Here is a 12269-nt window from a genome sequence, read left to right as displayed (position 1 = left end):
CTTAACCTAGTGAGTGTGATGGAGACGGTTTTAGAACGTAAGCCTTAATATCATGTCCGGTTGAACAGTTATAAATAAACGACAGAGGAGTCAGGAGTCAGGAGTCAGGAGTCAGGAGTCAGGAGTCAGGAGTCACCAGAGGAGACAGGAGTCAGGAGTCAGGAGTCAGGAGACAGGAGACAGGAGACAGGAGACAGGAGACAGGAGGAAATAAAGAAGAAGAAAGAGTCGGATTATGAGAAAGTTTTTGATCACTAATTATCCGCACATGATATAACAGGTAAACATAGTCGAGTTAACTTCAAACTTTTGTAGAGTTTAGGGTTGAAAAATTAACTTCAATAACGATACAGATCAGGCAGGTATTTAATCAACTCAATTTACAGATAGCAAAAAGATATTAATTTATGACTTTCAAAATAACACGCTTCAGTTGTCATACATTCTTAATGTTGTCGCTGGGGAAATGCCAGTTGACACCCCATTACCCCCAACTCGTTTCTCTGGTAGAAAAAAGTAAGAGATAGAGGTTGCCTACGGCAAACATCAGACTCTACTGTTGTTCTGGGCTAGGTTCGAGTCCCCATTGATACTTGAGAAATTGCTGGTACATATTTTCTCGCACCATCATTTGTTCGTAAAGGTTAACAAGGAACTCTTGAGCCTGTTCGTGACTCATACGGTTCACCTGCATTTTGAACGAAGATAGATTGAACTGCTGTTCCATTGAAAGTTCGCTGGGCTGGTTCATAATGGTTCTCCTAATTGAACTTCGAGACTTTGACTGCTTTATAAAACTGATATAACGCGGTACAAACCGTGTTAATGTTTACTTCCTGCATCACCCCGGACTGTCGGCAGCACCCGGTCAGACAGGCTTTTAACCGAGAAGCCCTCGGCATAACCTTCTAAATTTAGGCTCTTGATTGAGTTGAGCAGATTTTGTCGCTTAGTCGAAGTTGAGACTTGGGGGACGACGATCCGAATCGGATACCGTTGACCCTATTATTACAAAAGGTAACAAAAGTTTGACAAAATGACCACTCTTCCCGAAAAAAAAGATTCATACCACTAAGATAGCAAAAACTTTTGCCGATGTTGTAACACAGATTACAAGGACGAGAGAATAGGGAACAGGGGATAGGTTAGCCTATGGCCTATAGCCTTGTTTTAGCCGAGATGAAGCGGATCAACATCAATCATTAGACGGACGGAAGTGGGACAAACCTCTCCCAACTGTTCTAAACTAATACTATTAATTTCAGTACCCGGTAATAGTTTAAGTAAAATCTGCCAACGGTATCGATTTGCTATTCTTAATATAGGTGCAGGCGCAGGCCCTAAAATCTCAATTTCTGCGATTTCTTCTGCTGATGAAAGGAGAATATCCGCAAATTGTTGAGCCGTTTGTTCAACTTCAATTTCATTTAAACTGCTTAATTTTAAGGCAATCAGTTGACCAAAAGGCGGATAATTCAATTCTTGTCGCTGTTGTAATTCTCGCTCAACAAACGCCTCAAATTCATAACGCTGTACCGCTTGAATGACCGGATGTTCCGGCGTATAAGTTTGAATAATAACACGTCCGGGGTCATTGCCTCTCCCCGCACGTCCTGCTACTTGTAATAATGTTTGAAACGCCCGTTCACTGGCGCGATAATCGGATAAATGTAATAATCCATCCGCAGAAATTACTCCAACTAAACTCACTCCCGCCAAATCTAAACCCTTCGTCAACATTTGCGTTCCGACTAATAAATCAGCCTCTCGTTCAGCAAAGCGAGTTAACAAAATTCGATGAGCATCTTTCGTGCGAGTGGTATCACTATCAAACCGAATTATTCTTAATTGTGGAAACAGTCGGCTTAACTCCTCAACAACACGCTGAGTTCCACTGCCAAAATGTTTAAAATAGGGAGAATCACATTCAGGACAGCGTTGGGGATAAAGTTGAGTGTGGTTGCAATAATGACAGCGAAGCATCGGTACAACCTGCCGAGACGTTTGCAGCGCGTCTTCCTGAATATGATGATAAGACAAGGAAACATCACAGTCAGGACATTCCATCACATAGCCGCAACTGCGACAAGAAACAAACGTGCTGTGTCCCCGGCGATGAATAAATAAAATCCCCTGTTTACCTTCATCTTGTAACTGTTGTAGCGCTTGTTGTAGCGTCGAACTAAAAATAGAACGATTTCCCTGACGCAACTCCTGGCGCATATCAACGACTTCCACAGGAGGTAAAGGTCGGGATTGAATTCTTTCCGGTAAGGAGAGATAATAGCAATTGGAGATTAGCGATTTAGAATGAGGCGTAGGGCTTTGAGTATCGAAAAGTTCAAGGCTTTTTTGATGCTTTGGTGTTCCTCTGCCTTGCTGCCCCCGAACAGCCACCCAACTTTCCAAAGACGGAGTTGCTGAACCTAAAATGAGGGGGCAGTTTTCCATTTCAGCCCGCCAATAGGCTACAGTACGAGCATGATAACAGGGAGCGGGTTGATCTTGTTTGAAGCTGCTATCATGTTCTTCGTCTAATATAATGATGCCCAGTTGTGAGAGCGGCGCAAAAATAGCCGAACGGGTTCCGATAATAATTTGAGCGTCTCCCCGTGTCATATTCCGCCACGTATCATAGCGTTCTCCCTCGGATAAACCACTATGATAAACACAGATTTTTTCTCCAAAACGGGCGCGAAATCGATCTGTGAGTTGGGGAGTTAAACCAATTTCTGGAACTAAAACTAAAGCTGATTTCCCTTGTTCTAAAATCGGGGCGATCGCTTGTAGATAGACTTCTGTTTTACCGGAACCTGTAACGCCGTGCAGTAAAACTTGAGCAAAACTCGATAAATTATGAATAATATTGAGAGCGTTTGTTTGATGGGGAGTGAGGGTTTTGGGTTGATCTGCGGTTTGTTCGATGCCTTGAGAAAGTCGCAGCTTTTCTCGTTCTTGAATGAGAACATAACCTTTTTCAGCCAGGGTTTTTAGGGTAGGAGAAGTTGTCTTACAGAGGCGCAAAAACTCAGTCAGCCACGCCTCGCCGCCACAACTTTTGAGAATTTGTAGAATTTCCTGTTGACGTTTGGTGACATCAATTGCTGAGTGAGGATCACCAATCAAGATAACAGCGAGTTGTTGCTTGGCTTGGACTTTTTTGGGACTCTCTAAATAACTTTCAACCCAACCCCTAACGAATAAATCTTGATATCCTTTTCTCAGCCAATAATCGCCACTAACTTTTTTCTTGAGTTCAGCCCAACTCATATCTTTTGACTTGTGGGCTTGTAAAATGTTAAATACTTTCAAAGCCGCAGGACTCAGAAAATTTTCGACACCAGAGGGAATCTTATCTACACACAACCGAACTCGCCGTTGACTTCGCCGCAGCAACCCCGGAGGTAAAGCCGTGCGAATGACTTGAATAAGGGGAGTTTGGTAGTAAGTCGCTATTTGTTGTAACAATTGCCAATAGTGAGGCGGAAATAAACCCTTACAGACAACTTCATCAACAGATTTAATTTGATCTAAAGTCAAACCCGGAGGAATTTGAGTGGTTAGACGAATGGCGATCGCACCCAGATACATTGCTCCAAATGGTACACTCAAAATATCCCCAGGTTCAACATTCAGATGATCAGGAATTAAGTAGGTAAAAAGTTTTTGCTCCTCGCTATCTTGAAACTTTAACTGTCCCGCCGGAATGTCCACCAAAACTTCGATTAACCGTTCATCCCGTGAAGGACTCGCTGAAGAATGATTTGTATTGTAGGATGCACCAGCTTCAGCAACTTTGAGATGAGATTGAAGAACGCTAGCGCGTCCAGCACCGCTATCGAAGGTAATCGTGGACATTGTTAGTGTTTGTTAAAGTGCAGATCGTTTGCGAGTTTAGCAAAATGGGCGTATCTAGGAACCACTGAGAATATCTGCGATCGCATGACGTTCTGCTGGGGGTTCAGACAACATCTGACGGGCGTCGGTAATCAACCAGTCCAAAGCGGCTGCTTGAACATCAATCGAGGCTCCGGTTTTGTCTACACAATAGCGTCCAAATACCAATTTATCCACCAAACGCACGCCAGGGCCTAAACGAGAGTATTCAAAAATCACGCTATTACTGACATAGGCATCGCTACAAACCCAACAGTTTTGACCAATCATCGTTGGGCCGACAATTTCCGCACCGTCTTCAATGCGAGTCATGCCACCGATATAGACTGGGCCGCGAATTTTTACTTTATCCCAGTTGACCGCAACATTCAAGCCCGTATAAATTCCGGGACGGACTTGTTGACCGGGAATCGAGATATTTTTCACTTCTCCCGATAATACACCGCGAACGGCTTGCCAATAGTCGGGAACTTTACCAATATCCACCCATTCAAAATCCATCGTAATCCCGTAGAAGGGGGCGCCGATCTCTACGAGTTTGGGGAACAAGTCGCTACCGAGATCGTATTCACAACCCGAGGGAATATGTTGGAAAATTTCCGGCTCAAAAATATAAATCCCCGTGTTGATACTGGTACTCAAGGCATCTTCGACGGCTGGCTTTTCTTGAAATGCTTTAATGCGACCCTTGTCATCGGTTACAACCACTCCGTAACTGGAAACTGCATTCCGGGGAACAGATTTCATTATGATAGTCGCTAATGCACCTTTTTCCTTATGCTGCTGTACGGCGGCGGTTAAGTCTAAATCGATTAGGGCATCTCCACACAATACAATAAACGTATCATCAAAGAAGGGATAGAAGTCCTGAATTTTTTTCATCCCCCCCGCAGAACCCACAGCTTTTCCGAGCAGTTTTCCGTCTTCAATACTGCCCTCAAAGGAATAGGAAAGCTGAACTCCAAAGCGTTGACCATCTCGAAAGTAGTTTTCGATTTCATCAGCGAGGTGGCTGACATTCACCATAATTTGGTCAAACCCATGTTTACGAAGCAACTCCACCAAAAACTCCATCACGGGTTTCTGTAGGATGGGAATCATCGGTTTAGGGATCGTATAAGTAATCGGACGAACTCGTGTCCCCTTGCCAGCGGCCAGAATCATGGCTTTCATATTGACTTCCTCAACCCTTGTCTGTTCAGTAAATGGTTAATCAATGGACATCTGACCCCAGGAGCTATCAAGCGTGATTTCCCCGCGATCTCGTCGGATTTAGGTGCGATCAGTCAATTGAACTGATCAATACTCCCTATCCCAATTTACCGACATTTCTGAACAATGTCGCCCCCCTACAATAGTTATCAGTGTATCAGTGACCAGGGAACAGTCATCAGTCACCAGTGAGGTGTTGGGTGTTGAGAATTATCCGGCTTTGACAAGAATCGTTTTTCCTTCTAACTTGGCTTCATAGCGTTTCAGGGGTTCCTCTGCTGGCCCTTCTAACAGTTGACCATCGGCGGCAAATTTGGAATCATGGCAAGGACAGATAAAAGCGTTTTGATCGGCTTTCCAATTCACAGAACATCCAGCATGGGGACAACTGGGGTTAACGGCGATCACTTCTTGAGGATTATCTGGTTTTTGAATGACTAATACTGAACCGATCGCCAATTCTTTACTTAAAAGTTGACCTTTTTCTGTTAATTGATCGAGGGTTCCTATCGATTGATATCCCTCTGAATTTGTTGCACTCACTGTTAATGGTAATTCTGTTTTTTGAGGAGAACAGGCGGCTAAGGCGACGGGTAAATAAGTTGCCAATCCTCCAATTCCAACCCAAGTCAAAAACTCTCGACGCTTCATAAACTAAAATGCTACAGGTTCAAACAGGACAATCTACACTTCCGGAAAAGCCAACCTTAAAAAACCCGTTTCGCTAGAGAAACCGGGTTTCTATCTGGGTTTCTCTTTTTAACCAATACTCAAAGAATTCTTCAACCTAAGTTAGAGAATTTCTTCAAATTGTTGTGAAGCATTACTTTGAGGACAAGTTGCAGTTTCATCCGCATTCATAGTTGTATGTCCTGAAGCTTCACAAACATAAATTACTTGAGTTGCTTCTTTCCACTCATTGAGGTTGTTCAGGGCTTGAGTGTATAATTCGGCGTGTTGGGCTTCAGCTTCGGTGGCGTAGGTAAAGGTTTGAACGGCGGCTTCATTTCCTGCGGTTTTGGCTTGGGAAATAAACTTAGGATACATGGTATCACGTTCGTAGGATTCCCCCTTTATTGCTTTTTCTAGGTTTTCTCCTGTAGAACTCACTTGAGGCGTAGCAATATCGTTTTCAGGAGTTGCGCCCATTGATATTATCACTTTAGCATGGTTATCCCGGTGAATTTCTTCGGCACGAGCCGCCGCACGAAATAAACGAGCAACTTTTCCATAGCCTTCTTCATCGGCTTTTTCAGCAAATTCTAAATACATAACATGAGCGTTAGATTCACCATTATAAGCCGCTTGTAGATTTTTCAACGTTTCGGCTTTTGGATCTTCGGCTTTTGTCTCACTCACAACTGTTTTCGTAGTATCAGCAGAAGGTTCAACAGTTGCTGAGGGTTGCTGTTGAGAACAACCAAATAAACTCACTAGGCTAACGGCAACGATAGCAGCAATGGTTTTGTGATTCAAATAACTAAACATCATGGTAAAATTCTCCTTTGGGTAGACTGAGTATTTTTAGTAATCAATCGTTTTACAGCGATTCCAGTCGAAAAAAATTAGTGATCGCTCATCGATTGCGATGATATTTTCGGAAAGTTCGCATCATGGTTGGTTCTTCCCTTTCAACCGGTTTGCATCAAAGTCTGTATGCTGCAAAGTCCCGTCTGGCGTTGACAGTTTTTACTCTAGATCGAAAAAGTAAAGAACTCGGGAGGATGGAAAAATTTGTCTGAAAGCATTAGGAATTAAGTGTCAGGAGTCAGGAGTCAGGAGTCAGGAGTCAGGAGGAAATAAAGAAGAAGAAAGAGGAGGAGAAGGAGAAAGTTTTTTATCACTAATTATCCGAACATGATATTAACCTGTAATTCCCATAAAAAACTCTGATAAACCCGCCAAAGTTTCCTGTAGGGGCGGGTTATGAGTTAACCTGTAATTCCCATAAAAAACTCTGATAAACCCGCCCCGGAGTCAGGTGTCCAATTGTGATAATATTTGCTTTACTGACGGGGAAACCCGATATCTTTGAGGTTTTCGGATGTCCAACATATATTCAATTGTGCGTTGGATAATTTCAGAAGGAGAATCGCACATAAAAACACACCACACAAGCTAAAATTAAAAAATAAGTTCAGTCTATGGTTTCACTCAACCGTTATCTAGACTACTGGGAGACGCACCTGAAAGCAACTCCCTACCCCAACTTGACTTTTAACAGTAATTTCTCCTCCATGACGGCGAGTAATAGCTTGAACAATAGCCAACCCCAACCCGGAACCGTCTTCTCTGTAAGTTCGTGCAGTATCCCCTCGCCAAAGACGATCAAAAATAAAAGGTAAATGTTCGGGAGCAATACCTATCCCCGTATCTTTAACGTCTACCCGCACCAGTTTCTCTTCTCTATAAGTTGAAAGGGTAATCGTTCCGCCTGATGGTGTATATTGTAGAGCATTTTCAATTAAATTGCGAAACAGACGAAACAACTGAGAAGCATCGCCTTTAACTTTGATATCGGTTTGTACATTAAATTGAATGGTTATATTTTTAGCTTCTGCATTTAAGTCTAAAAGTTCAACAACTTCTCCTAACAATTCGTTGAGATCAATTAAAGTAAAAGGTTGAGTTGATGTCTGATTAAATTGATCGGTACGGGCGAGTAATAGCAAATCTTCAACCAAACGACTCATCTGGTTTGTAGCACTAATAATTGCCTGAAATTGTTCTCGATCTTCAGAATAAATATGATGGGCATGAGTTTCTAAAACTTGAACCGAAGTTTTAATCACAGTTAGGGGCGATCGCAATTCGTGGGAAGCATCTGCGGTAAACTGTTTCAATTGATTAAAACTCTGTTCTATCGGTTTAATAGATTGTTGAGTCAGCCACATTCCCCCAACTCCAATTAACCCAAACCCGACGCAACCGCCCAAGGTTAAACCCCAACGTAATTTTGAGAGAACTCCTTCTACAGACTCGGTAGACTCACTCACACGAACATAACCTTCAAGTTGTTGGGTTTGTTGTTGATTATAACTGTAAGCAGGAATCATTAAACTGCGTATTGTTCCCCCTGCAAAAGTATGAAATCCCGGTTTTAAAGGGAAGTCATAAAATAATATTCCTGAAAAGGCTAAACGATTTTGATTTGCTGTAAACCATTCTACACTTTGATTGGGTTTGCGAAGATTTTGCCAGGGAATATCAAGATCTCCATCGCCATCGAGGGGACGGTAAGGGGTGTCATTAACTGCGTTGGAGTCTTGTTTGATCGCAACTAAACTATGAGCGCCCGCTTGAGCCAGGTTGAACAGTCGGTTGTCGAGTTGTTGATATAGACTGTGGGTAAAAAAATGATAGACTAATAAATCGGAAATTAGCCGAATAGCAACCATAATTACTAGGTACGATCCGAGTAACCGCCAGCGTAAGGTTTGAAATTGAGGACTAACGGAGTTTTTGGCTTGACGGTTGGGCTTCATTGATGAGTTATGAGTTATGGGTAGTCGTGCATAGTAATGATACAATCAGAAGTGTCGTGCAAAAATTGCAGTATGCCTTGCCCTCAATGTAACTCCAAAAAAATTGTAAAAAATGGACGAACTGATTGGATTTGGCTTGCAATTGACGCAACAACACCAGAAATTCTTGGAGTATATATTGGCGATCGCAAAGCGCCAATCAGCAAAGCAATTGTGGCATTCACTTCCGACAGTTTACCGTCAATGCGCTATTTGTTACACTGATTTTTGGGAAGCTTACGAACAAGTATTACCGAGTAAGCGTCACCGTGCGGTTGGTAAAGATACTGGTTATACAAGTTATATTGAACCGTCAGGTTCTCTTGAATTAAATTCAAGAGCTTGCCTGAGGGCGCATTCCGCGCGATTGAATAACACTTGATGTCAAAGAGTTTCCCGCTTAGTACGTAAAACTTGATCATTCTCAAAATCTCTAGACAATCATATTGGTGCAATTTGGTATTTTGTTCATCACTATAATGCTAGTTTACGAACCTAGATCATTACTATGCACTACTACCAGCTAGTTTTTGAGCTTCTGTATTAGAGCTATCCATGAGAAATTATCCTAAAATAAGTTAACGAAGTGAACTGACTCTAAGCCACATCAAAATGATCGCATTCTTGCAATTCCCGCAGAACAGGAAACTGACCCGACCCGAATAAATGCAACACGTCCTGGGCGCGTGTCATACTCACATAAAGTTCCCGTCTGGCTTCAGCTTCATTACCTACACCGAACTGTTGAACCCAGGGGATAATCACGGCTTTGAACTCTAATCCCAATGCGGATTTACTGGTAATCAATCTAATGCCGGGATGATGCCGACTATAGTTTTTCTTGTTTTCATTAACCCAGTAGCAACCCAAGTCCAGTTCATTCAATTGTTGAGTGAGATAACCAAACGGTTCGGCTTCACAGCGTCCCAGGTAACGGTAAATCACAGCAATATCTTTCGATTCATAACCTTCGGAAAGTAGCTGCTGAATTTGGGCGATCGCATTTTCAACTTCAGCCATTCGGTCAGCGACCAGATGAAGTACAGGTTTCTTGCCATGTCGGAGGGCAGCTTCCGGTTCGACCAACGGAAAGGCCTCATCGTCGTCTTCGTCATCGGTGGAGAGGGACTGCACCATATCCCAAGCGGCCGATAGAATTTCGGAGGTATTGCGATAATTACGATTGAGTTTGCGTACTCGTCCCTGTGCCTTAATGCCAACGGATTTCCAGGTAAACTTCTGGCGATTGTAGAGACTTTGGGAACGGTCGGAGACAATGAGCAAATCACCATTTTCTGGGTCTTTGAGAGCCGCAGCACAACACTTAAACCAGGCAGGATAGAAGGTGTGAGCTTCATCGATGAGAACAGCATCCCATTTTTCCTCCGGTGGCATTAATGCTAGAACTTTCAGGAGGCGATCGCCTAACACCTCGTCATACTCATCACTGCTTTCGTAATTCTTGGGATTTGGTAAACTGCCTATTACTGATTTTGCCCAATCGTGGAAGTGCAGAATTTCGATGCGCTCTCGGTACAAGGGATTATTATCTGCTTCAATCAGGGAACGCAAGTAGGCAGCAAGGGTGATGTTGAAACATAAGACGAGAACCCGTTGGTTGAACACTCCCCCAGCGAGAGTTTTGGCACGGGATAAAAGGATTAATGTTTTGCCTGACCCTGCAACTCCGCAGAATAGTCGATGACCGCTTCCCAATGAACGAGCCAACTGTTCCTGTTTGTGGTCTAGGGTTTTGATAATGGTTGCGTTCGGTTGGATAACCTGCTTTTTGGGAGCGCTCGTTGGTTTGGCGGGTTCTTCCCTGACTTGCACTTCCGGGTGAATGACTCCCTTGATGGTGCTGATTTGGTCATCTTCCAGTCCCCAAAACTTAAAGCGGACGGTGAACATGGACTCCAAGCGCTTAATTAACTCCCGTTCTCCCATGCTGTTCCATTCTTCTAGTTCATCCCGATAAACGGTCTGGGGTTTTTCTAGCAAAGCATAGATATTCTCGTCGGTAGCTTCAGCTTCGGTCATGTTGGTCATAATGACGCCGCAGCCCATCGGAAACGCCAACTTACCCTGATATTCGCCTTCATCCTGACAGAGAATCGAATAATCCTTGAGTTTATTCATCAAAGCGTCAAGATATCCCTTGCCCTGCCTGAGCGGAGATTGGCACTTCTCTACCCGGCTATCGGTACAAATTTCAAAGATTTGATGGTCAGCTTTTAATATCTGACTGGCACTCCAGCCCTTAGCTTCTAGAATCAATAATCCTAAATCGGGACTGAGGATGATAAAGTCGGGAAATAAACCCTTGACGTTGGGTTCGTAATAGATGAAGAAATCATCGGGCAGTTCATCCCGCAAGACTTTAAATAACCGCTTCTCTCCCTGACTGGCATCGGAAGGCACGGCTTCGGGAATCATTAACGCCATTTTCGCTCCCCTGGATATTGACATCCTCCCTCGCGGCTAGACGAGGGATTCCTAAACCTCACGATTTAGGTTTCTGCTTCTTTCCATTACTGGTTTTTCGCAACTGCCCTTTGGACTTATGCCCATCAGGTCTTACGCTCGCTCCACAGACTATCACCGCAAGCCCTGCGGCGAGAATATTCTTTGCGGCGTTGATGTCTCGGTCGTGGTGCATCCCACATTCTGGACAATCCCATTCCCGAATATCAAGCGGCAATTTATCAACAACGTGACCGCAGTGTCCACAGCGTTTAGAGCTAGGAAACCAACGGTCAATTTTAACCAACGTTCGACCGTACCACTGGCACTTGTATTCCAACTGACGAACCAGTTCACTCCAGCTTGCATCGGCAATAGCTTGTGCAAGTTTATGGTTCTTCATCATGTTCTTCACAGCCAAGTTTTCGACAGCAATCGTTTGGTTTTCACGCACCAATCGAGTCGTCAGCTTGTGAAGGAAATCTTTACGGGTATCAGCAATGGCTGCATGGATTCTGGCAACCTGAAGCCTTGCTTTCTCCCTATTGTTAGAGCCTTTAACCTTGCGAGACAATGCTTTTTGAGCTTGCCTCAATTTGTATCGAAGGCACTTGAAATGCTTAGGATTGACAATTTTCTCCCCATCACTGGTTGCAATCAAGGAGGTGATGCCTGCATCAATCCCGACAGTTTTCTCAACTTGAGGCAGTACCTTTACTGTGTGGTCTTCAACCAACAGAGAGACAAACCAGCGTCCAGAAGCATCCAGTCTTACTGTGACTGTAGAAGGTTCACAGTTTTCTGGCAGAGTCCGACTCCATCGGACCTGCAGAAATTCGGAACACTTTGCCAACCACAGTTGCCCGTCCTTCCATTTAAAGGCAGAACGGTTGCCCTAAGCCAGATATGTCACCATTCTGGCTCGGCTTCAGAACGTAACGTGAGACTTTCACCTCATTACGCTCCTCTCTCCAATGGCTCTTTGTCTTGAGTACCAGTTGTATCCTTTGCAGTTTTAAGGTCATGGCAGTGTCGATGGAGTAACTGCTTGTTATCTCGGTTGTCTTTACCACCCTTTGATTTAGGGATGATATGGTCGGTTTCTAGTAGATCTCCATCTTGGAAGTGTAATCCACAGTATGTACAGCGTCCTTTTTGTTTCTTTAATAGATA

General features: G+C 43.7%; 8 protein-coding genes and 2 pseudogenes. 1 reads left to right on the top strand and 9 read right to left on the bottom strand.

Annotated elements, in window-relative coordinates; translation table 11 throughout:
- Positions 1-553 precede the first annotated feature (553 nt).
- The 6 genes from WN50_RS26910 to WN50_RS26885 form a co-directional block, all read right to left on the bottom strand.
- A complete protein-coding gene (locus WN50_RS26910; RefSeq protein ID WP_046279995.1) occupies positions 554-751 on the bottom strand; it encodes an NblA/ycf18 family protein in 198 nt (65 codons plus the stop codon).
- A gap of 419 nt (positions 752-1170) precedes the next feature.
- A complete protein-coding gene (priA, locus tag WN50_RS26905) occupies positions 1171-3858 on the bottom strand; it encodes a primosomal protein N' (protein WP_046279994.1) in 2688 nt (895 codons plus the stop codon).
- A gap of 54 nt (positions 3859-3912) precedes the next feature.
- Positions 3913-5070 carry a nucleotidyltransferase family protein gene (locus WN50_RS26900; protein ID WP_046279993.1) on the bottom strand — a complete coding sequence of 386 codons (1158 nt, stop codon included), beginning with the start codon at positions 5068-5070 and terminating at the stop codon, positions 3913-3915.
- Positions 5071-5319: 249 nt separating this feature from the next.
- Positions 5320-5760, bottom strand: a complete 441-nt coding sequence (locus tag WN50_RS26895) for a QcrA and Rieske domain-containing protein (protein ID WP_046279992.1) — start codon at positions 5758-5760, stop codon at positions 5320-5322.
- Positions 5761-5901: 141 nt separating this feature from the next.
- Positions 5902-6600 carry a rubrerythrin family protein gene (locus tag WN50_RS26890; RefSeq protein ID WP_046279991.1) on the bottom strand — a complete coding sequence of 233 codons (699 nt, stop codon included), beginning with the start codon at positions 6598-6600 and terminating at the stop codon, positions 5902-5904.
- 674 nt (positions 6601-7274) lie between these two features.
- Positions 7275-8594 (bottom strand): sensor histidine kinase, encoded by a 1320-nt coding sequence (locus tag WN50_RS26885; RefSeq protein ID WP_046278867.1) that lies wholly within the window; start codon positions 8592-8594, stop codon positions 7275-7277.
- 126 nt (positions 8595-8720) lie between these two features.
- Here WN50_RS26885 and WN50_RS26880 point away from each other — a divergent pair.
- Positions 8721-9132 (top strand): annotated as a pseudogene (locus tag WN50_RS26880) (IS1 family transposase); the annotation flags it as partial.
- Positions 9133-9230: 98 nt separating this feature from the next.
- Here the strand turns inward: WN50_RS26880 and WN50_RS26875 are convergent.
- The 3 genes and pseudogenes from WN50_RS26875 to WN50_RS26865 form a co-directional block, all read right to left on the bottom strand.
- Positions 9231-11078: a 3'-5' exonuclease gene (locus WN50_RS26875; RefSeq protein WP_046278868.1), complete on the bottom strand. Its 1848-nt coding sequence runs from the start codon at positions 11076-11078 to the stop codon at positions 9231-9233.
- Positions 11079-11136: 58 nt separating this feature from the next.
- Positions 11137-11985 (bottom strand): annotated as a pseudogene (locus tag WN50_RS26870) (RNA-guided endonuclease InsQ/TnpB family protein); the annotation flags it as partial.
- Positions 11986-12053: 68 nt separating this feature from the next.
- Positions 12054-12269 (bottom strand): HNH endonuclease (locus WN50_RS26865; protein ID WP_049561269.1); only part of this gene is annotated, 216 nt, incomplete at its 5' end.

This window comes from Limnoraphis robusta CS-951, assembly GCF_000972705.2.
Note: the sequence above shows the minus strand (reverse complement) of the source record. Positions and strands in the feature narration are given on the sequence as shown.